Here is a 14,985-nt window from a genome sequence, read left to right on the forward strand (position 1 = left end):
CTTCGGAGGTTATGGGTGGTTGGGGGAGGTATTGGCTGGGGTGAGTGCCTGGACAGTGACGGCGTCCGGTGTGGTTTGGTGCAGGGCCGGCACTGTGGATCCCGGTAGGGATGCCGCAGCAGAGCCGTGAGCCACCGCCTGGCGCAGGCAATCGGGGGCACTGGCGCCGCGGGTATGCGCCAGGAGGTAACCGGCCAGTGCGGAGTCTCCCGCACCGACCGTTGAGATCGCAGTGATGGGCGGATGCTGCGCATGCCACGCGCCGTCGGCCGTGACCAGCAGGGCGCCCTTGGAGCCCAGGGTTGCAAGTACCGCGCGGACACCCCGGTCGAGTAGTCGCGTGGCAGCTTCGACAGCGAGCTCCTGCCGGCCTTCGAGGTCGTCCCCGGCGCCGAGCCCGGTGAGCTGGGAGAGTTCCTCGGCGTTCGGCTTGAGCAGGTCCGGTGCGGCGTTACCGTCAATCGCCTCGATGAGCGCTGCTTCGGATGCGTCGATCGCGATCAGCGGCGCCCGGTCACCGTGTCGGTTCCTTACCGCGCGTACTGTCGCCGCATAGAAGTCCGACTCAAGCCCCGGCGGCAGGGAACCCGCGAGAACCAGCCAGCGGGCGCCGTCGGACAGGTCCACTACCAGGTCAATGAGTGCGTCGGCGTCCTGGGGTGACAGCGCCGGGCCGGGTTCATTGATTTTGGTGGTGGTGCCGTCCGGCTCCGTGATGGTCACGTTGCTGCGCAGCGCCGCGGAGATGGGCAGGTTCCGGTAAGGCACGCCCGCGGCCTGAAGTCCGATGAGAACCGGATCTTCGTCATGGCCGGGCAGAATCGCAAGAGCCTCTGTGCCACCGGCCGAAAGCGCGCGGCAGACATTCACACCCTTGCCTCCCGATTCCTGACGGTTGGCGCTGGCACGCTGCACTGCGCCGCGGGTGAGCGGAGCAGCGAGCTCGATCGTGCGGTCGAGGCTGGGATTGGCGGTAAGCGTGACGATCATGCGACCACCAGCTCTACGTCCGCGTCAGCCAACGCACGGGCGAGACCGGCCTCCGGCTGGACATCTGTGATGAGTGCGTCGATCTCACTGAGATCAGCGAAACCGACGAGCGTCTCCGCGTTCAGCTTTGATGCGTCCGCCAGTACGACGACGCGGCGCGCCGATCGAACGATTGCCGCCTTCACGGAGGCCTCCTCTGGGTCTGGGGTGCTGAGTCCGAATTCCGGATGCACACCGTTGGTGCCGATAAAAACGACGTCCGGGCGGAAGCCGCTGTACCGCGCCACAGTGCCGCTGCCAACGCACGCGCTGGTGAGGCTGCGGACGCGCCCTCCAATGAACTCGAGCTGGAGGGATGAGCCGATGAGGGTGTGGGCAACCGGCACGGAATGGGTGATGATCAGGAGCTGCTCACTGGCTTCCTGCGCGAGGAGCGATGCGAGGCTGCCGGTAGTGGTTCCGCCGTCGAGCACAATTGAGCCCTCCGTTGGAACCATGGTCAAGGCTGCCTTGGCGATACGGGCCTTCTCCGCCTGGTTGCGGCCCTCCCGGCTGGTCAGGCTGAGCTCGCTGGTGCTTGCGCTGGTAGCCGGGACGGCGCCGCCATGAACGCGGCGCAGGAGCCCGTCCTTCTCCAGAAGAGCAAGGTCACGCCGGACGGTTTCTTTCGTGATGTTGAAACGGGCGGCCAGCTGCGCGACGCTTACGCGGCCCTCGGAGGCAACCAGTGCGGCGATCCTGTTGTAGCGTTCTTCGGCGAACAAGCTGGCCCTCCTTGCCGGTGACTAGTGTCACATGCGTGTCTGTTTCAGTGACTCTATCTTTGTTTGTGTTTGCCTGTCAACGAAAAACAGAAGAAAAAACAGATCGGTGTGACGTAATCGTTTCGAATCTGGACGGACCGCCTTAAGCAGGGAAGCCACCCGCGCAGAGGCGCGGGTGGCTTGACAGGCGTCCGGGCTGTTCGAGAACCCGACTGGTGGAGTTTGGTTAGATCCCGACGGCGAAGGCGAGGATTGTACCGATCGCAATCAGGACGATGGAGGAACCGATTCTCCTGCCAACTACTCAGGGATTTGACCTGCTTGGGAAATTCTTCCGTTTGTCACAGTAGCCGCAACAGGTGGCGAATAACGCTCTACGTAATCACCGTACTGGCATCGGGCTCGGGAGAATCGGGCGGCGCGGACACAATTGCCGTCTGCGCTATTGCAGGTCAATCCTGCTGCCGGTGAAGTTTTGATTACGGATGGTTGCAAAGTATCGAAGCAGGAGTTTAATGGTTGCACTGGCAAGGCCAAAACGTTTACTAAGCTCACTGATGAAGTAGGGTGGTATCAGTTGCACTTCGGTGCACCGTCGAAATCGACAAACATGTCGCGCGGATAGAAGTTCAATAAAGGAGTACTTCATGAATTTTCTAGCATTTCTTCTTCTGGGTCTTATCGCAGGCGCCATCGCCAAAATGATTCTGCCGGGGCGTCAAGGTGGCGGCTGGATCATCACGCTTGTCCTCGGCGTGGTCGGAGCTCTTCTCGGAGGCTTCCTGGGTAACCTGCTCTTCAATGTCGGAGTGGACGAATTCTTCTCCCTTTCCTCGTGGCTGCTTGCCATTGGTGGAGCAATCATCGTTCTCCTCATCTACGGTGCCGTCACCAAGAATCGCTCGCACGCCTAATTAGGGCGAGATCCGCTAGAACGCCCCGTCGGCGCCACCCGACGGGGCGTTTTGCGTGACAGCCACAACCCTCCTAACCCAAACTTGAACTACTCGACGGAAGGATCAGTAATGGCTCGCTTCAACCCTGCGGGGAAATTCGCCAGCGGAGCGGTATTCGACCGCCACGGCCAACCGAAACCAGGCGTCCAGCGCGCGGTGGAACGGGCTATCGACATCCAGCGGCCGTTAGTGTTGGCGAATATCCGAAGGCTACGTAGGAAAGACCCAACGGCCACGGCGGCCGAGTTGAGCGCAAAACTTGAACGGGACTATCTCGTAGCAATCACAACGGCCGGAGCCGCGGTAGGGGGTACCGCCGTCGTGCCTGCAATCGGCACGGTAGTGGCGCTGGGCCTCTCAGCCGCAGCCACGGTCGGCTTTCTGGAGGCAACGGCGCTCTATGCCCAGTCGGTGGCAGAGCTGCACGGCATCTCCACCGAGGATCCCGAGCGGGCACGCACCCTCGTCATGGGCATTCTCATGGGAGAAGAAGGGTCAGCCCTGATTCAAGCAACTATCGGATCATCCGCGGGCGGAGTGACGCGCCACTGGGGAAACGTTGTGGGCGGGTCGATGTCTGCCCCTTCCGTCCGCAGTATCGGGGCCAGCATCCGCAAACGTTTCCTCAAGCGTATGCTCGCACGCCAGGGCGGAGCCCTGTTGGGCAGGGCCCTACCGTTTGGCGTGGGTGCAGCTGTCGGCGGTGTGGCCAACCACAAGATGGGGCGTACGGTCATCGACGCGACCAGGGAAGCCTTTGGTCCGCCGCCCACCGTCATTCCTGGTGAGCTGCTGACCGAACTTGAGAAGCTGACTGCGTCCGAAAAGGACAGCCGGGACTGATTCCGCCCCTTCGCGTCAGCCGAACAGGGCGTGCGCGATGCTGAAGATCAGCAACCCTGCGAGGGAGCCGACAACGGTGCCGTTGATCCGGATGAACTGGAGATCCTTACCGACCTGCAGTTCGATTTTCCGGGAAGTCTCCTCGGCGTCCCAGCGCTCGACCGTCTCGGAGATGATGCCGGCAACGTCACTGCGATAGGTCCGCACGAGATAACCGACGCCGTCGGAAATCCACCGGTTGATCTTGTCGGCGAGGTCCTCGTCAGTGGTCAGTCTGCGCCCGAAATCCCGGACCGCTGCCTTGAAGTTGCGGGTCAGTTCACTGTCGGGGTCATTGACTGCTTCCAGCAGTGCCGTCTTGACCGTGGACCAGGCCCGGACAGCGACGTCGTGCACGCGTGGGTCGTCGAGAATGCCGGCCTTGATCTCCTCTGCTTTCGCGATGACCGCCGGGTCATACTGCAGGTCCTGGGCCAGGTCCTTGAGGTACTTGTCAATGGAGAGCCGGACATCGTGCTGCGGATCCGCCTGAACGGCCCGCATGAATTTCGCGAGTTCAACGTACACCTTGTCGCCCACCAGTCCGTCCACGAACTGCGGCACCCAGGTAGGGGAGCGCTGGGAAACTATGCGGGAGACGACGTCGTAATTGGTGTCCACCCATTCGGCCGCCCGATCCACCAGCAGGTCCACGAGGCGGTGGTGGTGTCCCTCCTCAAAGATCCGCTCGGCCATCCGCCCAACCGGCGGACCCCACGGCGGGTCAACCAAGTGTTTGCGAACCATGGATTCGATGACCTTCTGGACTGCATCGTCATCCAGCACGGTGAAAGCGCCACGAATCAGGGCAGCCCCCTCCACAGCCACCCGGTCGGCGCCCTCCGGCCGTGAGAGCCAGGAGCCAGCGCGCTGGGCGATCCCGAGCGACGTGAGTTTCTCCTGCACCACTGACTCCTCGAGGAAGTTCTCCTCCACGAATTGCCCCAGGGACGTTCCGATCTGGTCCTTCTTGCGCGGAATGATCGCGGTATGAGGAATCTTGAGGCCCATCGGGTACTTGAACAGGGCCGTCACGGCGAACCAGTCGGCCAGAGCACCCACCATGCCGCCCTCCGCGGCGGCGCGAACATACTGTAGCCACGGATACTGATCCTGCAGCGCGAACGCCACCAGGAAGATCACCGCCATGACGGCGAGCAGGCCCGTTGCAACGGTCTTCATCCGCCTCAGACCTGCCGCGCGCTCCGTATCGGTCAACGCAATGCTCACTTAGTCCTCCGCATCGGTGCTGGATTCCCAATCTAACCAGTCACCGGCGGGCACAGTCACGCCGCTGATTCGCTAGCGTAAGGCCTGTGGCAGAACAACAAGCGGTCAGACACCTGGTATTTGCACATCGGGGCGCGAGCGAGCAGTTCGCTGAACACACGCGTGCCGCCTTCCTTCAGGCGCTCGCGGAAGATACGGATGGCGTGGAATGCGACGTGCACCTCACGGAGGACCTGCAGCTTGTCTGTATCCATGACCCCACCCTGGACCGCACCTCGAGCGGTACGGGGGAAGTGGGTGACTACACGCTGCGGCAACTGCGCGAGCTGGACTTCGCCTCATGGAAGGGTGCCAGGATCCCGCCGCAGTACGGCGGACTGGCCGATCAGCTGCTCACCCTTGAGGACCTGCTGGATTTGCTGCGCAAGGACGGGCGCGAACTGGAGCTGGCGATTGAGCTGAAGCACCCGAGCCCCTTCGGCCTCAAGCTCGAGGAACGCCTGGTCGCCTTCCTGATGAGGGAGGGCTATGACCCGGAAACCTCCCGCCTCGCGAACCTGCACATCACCTTCATGAGTTTCAATCCAGACTCGGTGAGGCACCTGCTGGAGCGCGTCCCGGCCGACGTTGTCTGCCAGCTCGTCGCCGACGTCAAGCCGGATGACGTGCGCGAAACCCTGGGGCCCCTCACCGCCGCCGCCGTCATGAATCTCCTGCGCCGTGCGCTGCATGAGGGTGAGCGCATCATTGCGAGCGGAGCGGTGGGGATCGCCGGGCCCGGAATCGAGTACGTGCGTGCGCATCCCGAGCGGGTGAAACGATGGCTCGCGGCGGGGCTGCGGCTCCGCGTCTGGACCGTGGACACGGACGACGACGTCGACCTGCTCCGGGAGCTCGGCGTCCAGGAAATCACGACCAACCGACCGGCCGATGTTCTTCGCCGGCTGAAGAGGGAGCCCACCATCGGTCGTATGTGATTGAGTTAACGCATGGCTATGCCGATTGAGGATTACGCACTGATCTCCGACCTCCACACAGGCGCGCTCGTGTCCCGAGGGGGAAGCGTCGACTGGCTCTGCTATCCGCGGTTCGATTCGGCGTCCGTGTTCGCCGCTCTTCTGGGCAACGAGAACCACGGGCGATGGCTGGTTGCTCCGGCTTATGACGCCGGCAATGCGGAGCTGGTGGAATGGAAGTACATCGACTCAACGTTCGTGGTGCAGTCCCGATGGCGTACGGAGGCCGGCGAGGTCCTTGTGACCGACTACATGCCCATTCACGACCGCCGGGCGTCCCTTGCACGCCGTATCGAAGGGATCAGCGGAGCCGTGCCGATGCGGCAGGAACTCGTGGTGCGCTTCGGCTACGGGGAGGTCCTGCCATGGGTGCGGCGCACCAACGAAGACGGTGGAGCCGGCATCCTCGCCATGGCCGGCCCGGATGCCCTGCTGCTGCGCGGCACACATCTGCCCCATGCTGCAGACCATCGCCACGCGGGTGAGTTCATTGTGCAGGCGGGTGAGAAGGTCGACCTTGAGCTGGTCTGGTACCCCTCACACCGTCCACAGCCCACGCCGTTGGACTTCGACGCCACACTGCAGGCGACGATCGACTACTGGCAGGGTTGGGCGGCGAGCTGTGAGAAACAGGGTGAGTACGACCAGATCGTCAAGCGTTCGCTTCTGGTGCTTCGTGCGCTGACACACGAAGATACGGGCGGCATCGTCGCGGCTCCCACCACCTCACTGCCCGAAGCCTTCGGTGGTGAACGCAACTGGGATTACCGGTTCTGTTGGCTGCGGGATGCGGCGCTGACCCTTGAAGCGATGATGACGCACGGCTACCAGGATGAAGCGTTCGGATGGCGCAACTGGTTGCTGCGCGCGGTCGCCGGCGATCCGGAGGATCTGCAGATCATGTACAGCGTCTCCGGTGAGCGCAACCTGCCCGAGAAGGTGTTGGGTCACTTACCCGGCTACGCCGACTCGGCGCCCGTCCGAATCGGCAACGGGGCCGTTACCCAGTACCAGGCCGACGTCGTCGGTGAAGTCATGGTGGCCCTGGAGAAGCTGCGTGAACGTGGAGTCAAGGAAGGTGAATTCTCCTGGCCGCTACAGCACGCGCTGTTGGGTTTCCTAGAGAAGCACCTGAACCGTAAGGACCACGGCATCTGGGAGATGCGAGGGGAACCGGCATACTTCACGCACTCCCGCGTCATGATGTGGGCGGCATTCGACCGTGGTGTGCGCGCGGTCAGGGATTACGGGCTCAACGGCGAAGCGGATCGGTGGGAGAAGCTTCGTGATGAGCTGCGGGAGGAGATCCTCGAGCAGGGCTTCGACCGTGAGATCAACTCTTTCACGCAGTTCTACGGCAGCTCACTGGTGGACGCGTCGCTGCTGCAGTTGCCGCAGGTCGGGTTCGTTGACTATGACGACCCCATGATGCTCGGCACGGTGGCGCAGATGGAGGACCAGCTTCTGGATGACCACGGACTGCTGCTCCGGTACCGCACAGAATCGGCAATCGACGGGCTGGCGCCGGGGGAGCACCCGTTCCTGGCCTGTTCATTCTGGCTTGTCGAGCAGTACGCGCACACCGGGCGCCTCGACGAGGCCAAGCGTCTCATGGACCAGCTGGTCGGCTACGCCAACGAGCTCGGCCTCCTGTCGGAAGAGTACGACCCGGAGAAGGCCCGGATGGCCGGAAACTTCCCCCAGGCGTTCTCGCACCTTGCGCTTGTGCGGGCAGCCGACGCGATCCACGCGGCACGGCGGCTTGTTACGGCTTGAGCACCACCTTGATGCAGCCGTCCTGCTTCTTCTGGAAGATATTGTAGGCACCGGGTGCTTCTGCGAGAGGCAGCTCGTGGGTCTTGAGGTCCATCACGCCCAGTGGATCGGAGGGATCCTCAACGAGTGGGAGCAGTTCGTCCGTCCAGCGCCGCACGTTGCACTGGCCCATCCTGGTCTGGATCTGCTTGTCGAACATGACGAGCAGCGGCATGGGGCTTGCCATTCCGCCGTAGACACCGCTCAGGGATACGGTCCCGCCGCGGCGTACGGCGTCGATGCAAGCGTGGAGGACGGCCAACCGGTCAACCCCGGCGGTTTCGATCGCCTTCCTGGCAATGGGATCAGGCAGCAGCCCGACGGCGTGCTGCGCGAACGCTCCCAGCGGTGAGTTGTGTGCCTCCATGCCGACGGCGTCGACGACGGCGTCCGGTCCGCGTCCGTTGGTCATCTCCCGGAGCACATCGCCTACTTCCTTTGTGAAGTCGATCGTCTCAATGCCGTGCCGCTCGGCCATCTCCCGCCGCTCCGCAACCGGTTCGACGGCTATTACGCGGTGGCCCAGGTGGCGGCCGCTGCGAGCCGCGAACTGTCCAACGGGACCGAGCCCGAAGACGGCGAGGGTGCCGCCGTCGGGCACGTCCGCGTACTGCACCGCCTGCCAGGCGGTCGGAAGGATGTCGGAGAGGTACAGGTAGCGCTCATCGGGGAGATCATCACCCACCTTGACGGGCCCGTAATCCGCGTGCGGTACGCGGAGGTACTCCGCCTGCCCACCTGGTACGGAACCGTAAAGCTCCGAGTAGCCGAAGATGCGCGCACCCGTGCTCTGTTCGTGGACCTGCGTGGTTTCACACTGCGACTGCAGCCCGTTGTTGCACATCCAGCAGTGGCCACAGGAGATGTTGAAAGGGATGACAACGCGGTCGCCGGGCTTGAGGTTGGTCACGCTGCTGCCGACGGCTTCCACGATGCCCATGGACTCATGGCCCAGGATGTCACCCTTGTGCATGTAGGGTCCCAGAACCTCGTACAGGTGGAGATCGGAGCCGCAGATTGCGGTGGAGGTGATGCGAACAATAGCGTCAGTGGGTTCCTCGATGCGCGGATCAGGGACTTCCTCCACGCTCACGGAGCGCTTACCCTGCCAGGTTAGTGCCTTCATCGGTACTCCTCCTCGGATTCCTAAGTATGCTGACCTTTCTCAGTATTGCCGCCCGCCCGCTCGAAGTGAAGCGCTCGAAGGTTCGGCATACGCTTGGCCGGTGAAGTTTTCGAAATCCCCGGCCGTGCGGGTTGGACTGTCGATTGCCGTGGCGACCGGGCTGTACGGGGTGTCCTTCGGTGCTCTGTCAGTGGCATCGGGGCTGGATCTCCTGCAGACCATGGCGTTGAGCGTCCTGCTGTTCAGCGGCGGTTCGCAGTTTGCCTTCATCGGTGTAGTTGGAGGCGGCGGAAGCGGGGCGGCTGCCATGTCCGCCTCAGCACTTTTGGGTATTCGTAACGCGGTGTACGGCATGCAGATGAACGCGCTGCTGCAGCCCAGTTCCTGGCGGAGGTTCGTGGCTGCGCAGGTGACCATTGACGAGTCGACCGCGACCGCCACGGGTCAGAGCGAACCGCAGGAACGGGCGCAGGGCTTTTGGGTTGCGGGCCTGGGTATATACGTATTGTGGAATGTGTTCACTCTGGTGGGGGCGCTGCTTGGCAACGCGCTGGGAGACCCGGCGCGGTGGGGTCTCGACGGAGCCGCCGTCGCAGCCTTCCTCGGGCTCCTGTGGCCGAGGCTCAGGGCGCGCGAGCCGGCGGCCATCGCCGTGGTCTGTGCCCTCGCGACCCTGCTTGCGGTTCCCTTCGTGCCGCCCGGCGTGCCGATCCTGGTGGCCGCCGCCGTAGCCGCATTACTCGGATGGCTCAGTTTCGGACCACCCCGCGAGGGTCTTGAACCCGATGTCGAGCCGTACCCCGCGGAAGGACACCCGTGAACCTCTGGATGTGGATCCTGCTGGCCTGCCTGGTCAGCTATCTCACGAAGCTCGCCGGCTACCTTGTTCCTGCCCGGCTCATGGAGGACCCGCGGATGACCCGGGTCGCCGGGACCTTGACCATCGGGCTCCTGGCATCGCTGACGGCCGTCAATACATTCTCAAGCGGCCAGGCGCTGGTTCTCGACGCACGGCTTGCTGCGCTCGTTGCCGCCGGGGTGGCGCTGTGGTTGCGGGCGCCCTTCCTCGTCGTCGTGCTGGTGGGTGCCGGTGCAGCGGCCGTGGCGCGTCTGCTCGGCGCGCCCTGAGCCGTGAGCTGGCAGGACACACCCTGTTAGAGCGCGTTTTAAGGGCGCGTCCTGCCGAATGGACGGGCCGGGCTAGGCAGAACCGACGACGGCGGCAGTCGCTTCCGCAATGGCTGCCTCTTCATCCGTGGGCACCACAAGAACCGGGAAGGCCGATTCCTCGGTGCTGATCTCGCGCGGTGAACCGCCGGGCTTCTGGTTCTCGGCATCGTCAATGAAAACCCCGAGGGCGCCGAGCCGGTTCACCACCCGTTCCCGGAAGCGCCAGGAGTTCTCCCCGATGCCGGCCGTGAAGACGATCGCCTGCGCCCCGCCCACCGCGACGTGATAGCCGCCGATGTACTTCGCGAGGCGGTAGGCCGCAATGTCGAGAGCGATGGTGCCTGCGGGGTCGCCCGGTTCCTCGATTGCACGCATGTCATTGTGCCCCGTGAGCCCCTTCAGGCCGGACTCCCGGTTCAGCAGCTGGTCGAGATCCTTCTCCGTGTAGCCTTCGCGGCTGAGGAACAGCAGGATCGACGGGTCAATGTCACCGGACCGGGTTCCCATCACGAGGCCTTCCAACGGGGTGAAACCCATGGAGGTATCGACGCTGCAGCCGTTCTGCACGGCGGTGACGGACGCGCCGTTGCCCAGGTGCGCGATCACACCCGTGAACTCCTCCGTTGGCATGCCCAGCAGCTCGGCGGCGTGCCTCGTCACATACTCAAAGGACGTGCCGTGGAACCCGTAGCGGCGGATGCCGAACTTCTTGTACAGCTCATCGGGCACGGCGTACCGCCACGCATGCTCAGGCAGCGTGCGGTGGAAAGCGGTATCGAAGACCGCGACCTGCGGCATGTCCGGCCACCGCTCCGCGATGGCACGGATGCCCTGCACGTTCGCGGGGTTGTGCAGGGGCGCCAGGGGATTGAGGCGCTCGATCGCGCGAATGATCTCGTTGGTGATCAGCACCGGCTCGCTGAAGCGTTCTCCGCCGTGCACCACACGGTGTCCGACGGCGTCGATCGGCTTGCCGTGCAGCGTAGCGTCCAGCTCTTCCGTGACTCGGTCGAGCGCTTCAGTATGATCCTGTGGGCCGCCGTGAGCGGCGTCGCCGATGCGCTCGATCAGACCGTTCGCCAGCCGTTCTCCGCTGTCGGAATCCCGAACCTGGTACTTGAGCGACGATGAGCCCGAGTTGATGACGAGGATGATCATGTCGCCTCCTGCGATGTAGTGCCCTGTGCCTGGACGGCGGTGATGGCCACGGTATTCACGATATCCTCGACGGTGCATCCCCGGGAGAGGTCGTTCACCGGCTTCCGTAGCCCCTGCAGTACCGGACCGACGGCGACCGCACCAGCGGACTGCTGCACCGCCTTATAGGTGTTGTTACCAGTATTCAAGTCAGGGAATATGAATACCGTTGCCTGTCCGGCGACCGAGGAACCGGGAAGCTTGGACTGGGCAATGGAAGCATCCACCGCGGCGTCGTACTGGATGGGGCCCTCGACCGGGAGGTCGGGGCGGAGGGAACGCACAAGCTCCGTCGCGCGCCGGACCTCGTCCACCGCTCCTCCGGAACCGGATTCGCCGGTGGAGTAGGACAGCATTGCCACCCGGGGTTCAACACCGAACTGAGCTGCCGTTTCCGCCGAGGCGATGGCGATGTCGGCGAGCTGTTCGTCGGTGGGATCAGGATTGACTGCGCAGTCGCCATAGACCAGCACACGGTCCCGGAGGAGCATGAGGAACACGGAGGACACGATCTTCACACCCTCCTTGGTCTTCACAAATTCCAGCGCGGGACGGATGGTGTTGGCGGTGGTATGGGCGGCGCCGGACACCATGCCGTCGACGTACCCGAGCTGCACCATCATGGTCCCGAAATAGGAGCCGTCGAGCATCCGATCCCGTGCGTCTTCGAGCGAGACGTTCTTGTGTGCGCGCAGCCGCGAGTACTCCGCAGCGAACTCCTCACGCAGCTCCGAGGTTTCAGGATCCAGCAGGGTCAGCCCGGACAGGTCAATGCCCTGTCCGGCGGCGAGTTCACGGATCTGGGACTCCGACCCGAGGATTGTCAGGTCGCAGACATCCCTCCGGCGCAGAATTTCTGCCGCGCGGAGGATCCGCTCATCCAGCCCTTCGGGAAGCACGATGTGCTTCCGGTCCCTGCGGGCTTTTTCGATGAGCTCGTGGAGGAAGCGCAGCGGTGTCATCCTGACCGGGCGCGGCAGTTCCAGCCGCTCGAGCAGTTCCGCTGTGTCCACCTGCCGCGCCCACACGCCGAGCACGGCTGCGGCCTTCCGGCGCAGACCGGTTGCAATCTCACCCCGTACCTCGCTGACGCGTCTGGCGGCGGTATAGGTGTCGTCGTCGACCGCGAATACCGGGAAGGTGGCGTGGGCCAGCAGGGCGAGGATGTTGGGATCCGGCGTGATGCCGCCGGTGAGGATCATGCCTGAGGGCACGGGAAACTCGGGCGAGAATGACGACGCCACGGTCGCCACCAGAACGTCGGCGCGGTCGCCGGGAACAATCACCAGCGCACCGTCCGTGAGCAGTTCCAGAAAATGCCCCACGTTCATTGCCGCGACGCGGATGGCGGACACATCCCGTTCGAGCGTTGCTCCGCCCGCGATGTGCCGGGCGTCCAGGGCCTTTGCGACTTCGGCGATGGTCGGTTGGGAGATTTCGCTCATTTCCGGAATGACGTAAACCGGTCGCCCGGACTTCCCTGGCCTCACCTGGCTCCGGATGTCGTCGACGGCGTCCTCCGCCGCGCGGTTCACCATCATCGCCAGCAGGGACACCTGTGCTGCGTCCAGTTCGCGGCGCGCGACGTCGACGGCGTCGGCAGCTTCAGCTGCGGTCATGTCCTTTGCGCTCACCACAGCCAGGACCATGGCGCCCAGGTTGTTCGCCAGCCGCGCGTTGAGATCGAACTCGACGGCGGCGTCCTGCCCGCTCAGGTCCGTTCCCTCCACGATGATGACGTCGCAGGACTGTGCCATCTCGCTGTACACGGCAACGCAGCGGGCATCAATTTCCTCCCGTTCGCCGGAGACCAGCAGCGCGCGTGCCTCGGCCCGCGTCATTCCGCTTCGGGCGGTCCTCGCATCCAGCCCGAACCCTCGCCGCATGAGCAGGACCATCGGGTCGTCGGCGCCGTCTTCCGCCTCCGAGATTGGTCGCAGGAAACCGATCCGGTCCGCGTGCCCCTGCAGCATGCTGGCCAGTCCCAGGGAAATGAGGGACTTGCCGGAACTGGGAGCCATGGCGCTGACATAAATACCGCGGGTGGTCATTACTTCATCCTGCACGATCGCAGGTGCTTAGTCACTGGCCGGTCACTGTTGCCTGCTTCACTGCAGCGGCTGGTTACCGCCGTCGTTCCTTTGCGGTCCGGAGGCAAAGCCGGCTATTGACGGCGCGCTGAAGCTGAGTAGCCTATTGCCCACCATCTCGACGTTGAGGAGGTGCCACGATGGGCAGCGACGGCAGCACACCGGAAGAGGGTGCGCGGGGACCGGCATACAAGCTCGGCCCCGACGAAGGCAAGGCCCTCTGGTTCACGAACTCACTGGTGACCGTCAAGGCGGGCGGGTCGGAGACGGGGCAGCGACTCTCCATTGTTCATATTCTTCATCCCGCAGGGTACTCGCCGCCCAGGCACAGGCATCTCGTTGAGGATGAGTCCTTCTACGTCATCTCGGGGACCGCGCTCTTTGAGAGTGACGGTGACCGGTTCGACCTCGGGCCGGGTGACTTCGCCTTCCTTCCGCGAGGTTCGGTACACAGCTTTCTGGTCGGGGAAGAGCCGTTCAGTTGTCTGGTGATCACCGCTCCGGCCGGATTCGAGGACTTCGCAGCCGAAGCGGGAACCCCGGCACAGCGGAGGGAACTCCCGGAGCCCGCTCCCATGGACGGGGCCGCGCTCGCAGCAATAGCAACACGCCACCAGATCGAAATCATGGGCCCACCGCTGGGCGCACCACAGTGAATCTCCGGAACGATGGACGCCGAATAAATCCCGTGACCGGCGCGGCCAAACCTGACAGACTGTTTCCATGCTCGTAGCCTTCTCAGTTGCACCTTCCGGCCGGCCCAGCGGCGCCCACGAGGACACAGCCGAAGACGCTGTCGGTTCCGTTCACGCCGCCGTGGCTGAAGCCGTGAAGATCGTGCGTGATTCCGGCCTGCCGAACTCCACCAGTTCCATGTTCACCGAGATCGAAGGTGAATGGGACGAGGTCATGGATGTGGTGAAACGCGCTACCGAGGCAGTTGCCAAATACGGCAGCCGCGTCTCCCTGGTGCTCAAGGCGGACATTCGGCCCGGCCGCACGGGAGAACTGACCGGGAAAGTGGAACGCCTTGAGGGCGCCATTGCGGAAATGGATGAGTACCAGGGGCACTCGTGAGCAACTGGGCGGAGGTGGACCGCTACCTCAGCCGTACCGTCGTGCAGCCCGATAACGCACTGCTCGCTGCCGTAGAGAACACTCGCAGCGCGGGGATGCCCGCCATTGAAGTGACCGCCGGACAGGGCAAATTCCTGATGCTCCTCGCGCGCATCCATGGTGCGCAACGCGTACTTGAAATCGGCACGCTGGGCGGCTTCAGTACTATCTGGCTTGCCCGGGGCCTTCCCGACGACGGCACGGTGGATAGTTGCGAGTATGAGCCTGCGCACGCAGAGGTGGCGCGGCGGAATCTGGAGGCTGCCGGCGTCGGGCATAAAGTGACGGTGCATGTAGGGGCCGCGCTGGAGACGCTCCCATCGCTCACCGGGCCCTATGACCTGTTCTTCATTGATGCCGACAAGGCGAACAACCCCAACTACGTGGAGTGGGCGGTAAAGCTGTCGCGTCCCGGCTCGGTCATTGTTCTGGATAACGTGGTGCGCGGCGGAGCGGTACTGGATGAGGACGGAGATGATGACGTCCGGGGAACCAGGAAAGCGCTCGAGATCCTCGGCAGCCATCCGCGCCTCGAGGCAACAGCCCTGCAGACGGTCGGTTCCAAGGACTGGGATGGGATTGCAGTCGCCATCGTCAGCTAGACCCTGACATCGAGCAGCACCACGCCCGCCC

15 protein-coding genes are annotated in these 14,985 nt (G+C 63.9%); 9 read left to right on the forward strand and 6 right to left on the reverse strand.

The window, feature by feature from the left end; genetic code table 11:
- Positions 1 to 9: 9 nt before the first annotated feature.
- Together AC4D1W_RS07045 and AC4D1W_RS07050 are read right to left on the reverse strand one after the other, a co-directional pair.
- Positions 10 to 990, reverse strand: coding sequence for a 1-phosphofructokinase family hexose kinase (locus tag AC4D1W_RS07045; RefSeq protein WP_490891198.1), 981 nt, complete (start codon positions 988 to 990; stop codon positions 10 to 12).
- Positions 987 to 1,754 (reverse strand): DeoR/GlpR family DNA-binding transcription regulator, encoded by a 768-nt coding sequence (locus tag AC4D1W_RS07050; RefSeq protein ID WP_490898249.1) that lies wholly within the window; start codon positions 1,752 to 1,754, stop codon positions 987 to 989. The genes AC4D1W_RS07045 and AC4D1W_RS07050 overlap by 4 nt, the downstream gene beginning before the upstream one ends.
- 647 nt (positions 1,755 to 2,401) lie before the next feature.
- Between AC4D1W_RS07050 and AC4D1W_RS07055 the strand changes: the two genes are divergently transcribed.
- Together AC4D1W_RS07055 and AC4D1W_RS07060 are read left to right on the forward strand one after the other, a co-directional pair.
- On the forward strand, positions 2,402 to 2,668 hold the full coding sequence (locus tag AC4D1W_RS07055) for a GlsB/YeaQ/YmgE family stress response membrane protein (protein WP_490891200.1): 267 nt from the start codon (positions 2,402 to 2,404) through the stop codon (positions 2,666 to 2,668).
- 111 nt (positions 2,669 to 2,779) lie between these two features.
- Entirely contained in the window at positions 2,780 to 3,553 is a 774-nt protein-coding gene (locus AC4D1W_RS07060) for a hypothetical protein (protein ID WP_490891201.1), read from the forward strand.
- A gap of 15 nt (positions 3,554 to 3,568) precedes the next feature.
- Here AC4D1W_RS07060 and AC4D1W_RS07065 read toward each other — a convergent pair whose 3' ends face one another.
- On the reverse strand, positions 3,569 to 4,774 hold the full coding sequence (locus AC4D1W_RS07065; RefSeq protein WP_490898485.1) for a DUF445 domain-containing protein: 1,206 nt from the start codon (positions 4,772 to 4,774) through the stop codon (positions 3,569 to 3,571).
- Between the two features lie 134 nt (positions 4,775 to 4,908).
- On the opposite strand from AC4D1W_RS07065, the gene AC4D1W_RS07070 reads away from it, so the two are divergent.
- Positions 4,909 to 5,799, forward strand: coding sequence for a glycerophosphodiester phosphodiesterase family protein (locus AC4D1W_RS07070; RefSeq protein WP_490891202.1), 891 nt, complete (start codon positions 4,909 to 4,911; stop codon positions 5,797 to 5,799).
- Between the two features lie 12 nt (positions 5,800 to 5,811).
- The gene (locus tag AC4D1W_RS07075) at positions 5,812 to 7,614 is read left to right on the forward strand and encodes a glycoside hydrolase family 15 protein (protein WP_490891203.1); all 1,803 of its coding nucleotides are present in this window, start codon (positions 5,812 to 5,814) and stop codon (positions 7,612 to 7,614) included.
- Here the strand turns inward: AC4D1W_RS07075 and AC4D1W_RS07080 are convergent.
- Positions 7,604 to 8,779, reverse strand: coding sequence for a zinc-dependent alcohol dehydrogenase (locus AC4D1W_RS07080; RefSeq protein ID WP_490898251.1), 1,176 nt, complete (start codon positions 8,777 to 8,779; stop codon positions 7,604 to 7,606). The genes AC4D1W_RS07075 and AC4D1W_RS07080 overlap by 11 nt on opposite strands.
- Before the next feature lie 100 nt (positions 8,780 to 8,879).
- Between AC4D1W_RS07080 and AC4D1W_RS07085 the strand changes: the two genes are divergently transcribed.
- Together AC4D1W_RS07085 and AC4D1W_RS07090 are read left to right on the forward strand one after the other, a co-directional pair.
- A complete protein-coding gene (locus AC4D1W_RS07085) occupies positions 8,880 to 9,599 on the forward strand; it encodes an AzlC family ABC transporter permease (protein WP_490898252.1) in 720 nt (239 codons plus the stop codon).
- Positions 9,596 to 9,907, forward strand: a complete 312-nt coding sequence (locus AC4D1W_RS07090) for an AzlD domain-containing protein (protein ID WP_490898253.1) — start codon at positions 9,596 to 9,598, stop codon at positions 9,905 to 9,907. Before AC4D1W_RS07085 ends, AC4D1W_RS07090 begins: the two co-directional genes overlap by 4 nt.
- A 72-nt stretch (positions 9,908 to 9,979) precedes the next feature.
- On the opposite strand, the gene AC4D1W_RS07095 is transcribed toward AC4D1W_RS07090, so the two are convergent.
- Both AC4D1W_RS07095 and pta read right to left on the reverse strand, forming a co-directional pair.
- Positions 9,980 to 11,107, reverse strand: a complete 1,128-nt coding sequence (locus tag AC4D1W_RS07095; RefSeq protein ID WP_490898254.1) for an acetate/propionate family kinase — start codon at positions 11,105 to 11,107, stop codon at positions 9,980 to 9,982.
- Complete coding sequence (gene pta, locus AC4D1W_RS07100; protein ID WP_490898255.1) at positions 11,104 to 13,197, reverse strand: phosphate acetyltransferase; 2,094 nt, start codon at positions 13,195 to 13,197, stop codon at positions 11,104 to 11,106. Before pta ends, AC4D1W_RS07095 begins: the two co-directional genes overlap by 4 nt.
- Positions 13,198 to 13,376: 179 nt before the next feature.
- Between pta and AC4D1W_RS07105 the strand changes: the two genes are divergently transcribed.
- The 3 genes from AC4D1W_RS07105 (at position 13,377) to AC4D1W_RS07115 (ending at position 14,954) form a co-directional block, all read left to right on the forward strand.
- Positions 13,377 to 13,892: a cupin domain-containing protein gene (locus AC4D1W_RS07105; protein ID WP_490898256.1), complete on the forward strand. Its 516-nt coding sequence runs from the start codon at positions 13,377 to 13,379 to the stop codon at positions 13,890 to 13,892.
- 67 nt (positions 13,893 to 13,959) lie between these two features.
- A complete protein-coding gene (locus AC4D1W_RS07110; protein WP_490898257.1) occupies positions 13,960 to 14,313 on the forward strand; it encodes a thiamine-binding protein in 354 nt (117 codons plus the stop codon).
- Positions 14,310 to 14,954 (forward strand): O-methyltransferase, encoded by a 645-nt coding sequence (locus AC4D1W_RS07115; protein ID WP_490898258.1) that lies wholly within the window; start codon positions 14,310 to 14,312, stop codon positions 14,952 to 14,954. Before AC4D1W_RS07110 ends, AC4D1W_RS07115 begins: the two co-directional genes overlap by 4 nt.
- The last annotated feature ends 31 nt before the right edge of the window (positions 14,955 to 14,985 follow it).

It is taken from the genome of Arthrobacter sp. TJ-170, assembly GCF_058269305.1.

Bases quoted from the DNA above. Each gene is read 5' to 3' on its own strand.
- AC4D1W_RS07080 (WP_490898251.1), bottom strand. From the start codon at position 8,779: ATGAAGGCACTAACCTGGCAGGGTAAGCGCTCCGTGAGCGTGGAGGAA.
- AC4D1W_RS07075 (WP_490891203.1), top strand. From the start codon at position 5,812: ATGGCTATGCCGATTGAGGATTACGCACTGATCTCCGACCTCCACACA.
- AC4D1W_RS07105 (WP_490898256.1), top strand. From the start codon at position 13,377: ATGGGCAGCGACGGCAGCACACCGGAAGAGGGTGCGCGGGGACCGGCA.
- AC4D1W_RS07060 (WP_490891201.1), top strand. From the start codon at position 2,780: ATGGCTCGCTTCAACCCTGCGGGGAAATTCGCCAGCGGAGCGGTATTC.
- AC4D1W_RS07095 (WP_490898254.1), bottom strand. From the start codon at position 11,107: ATGATCATCCTCGTCATCAACTCGGGCTCATCGTCGCTCAAGTACCAG.
- AC4D1W_RS07045 (WP_490891198.1), bottom strand. From the start codon at position 990: ATGATCGTCACGCTTACCGCCAATCCCAGCCTCGACCGCACGATCGAG.
- AC4D1W_RS07055 (WP_490891200.1), top strand. From the start codon at position 2,402: ATGAATTTTCTAGCATTTCTTCTTCTGGGTCTTATCGCAGGCGCCATC.
- AC4D1W_RS07110 (WP_490898257.1), top strand. From the start codon at position 13,960: ATGCTCGTAGCCTTCTCAGTTGCACCTTCCGGCCGGCCCAGCGGCGCC.
- pta (WP_490898255.1), bottom strand. From the start codon at position 13,197: ATGACCACCCGCGGTATTTATGTCAGCGCCATGGCTCCCAGTTCCGGC.
- AC4D1W_RS07065 (WP_490898485.1), bottom strand. From the start codon at position 4,774: ATGAAGACCGTTGCAACGGGCCTGCTCGCCGTCATGGCGGTGATCTTC.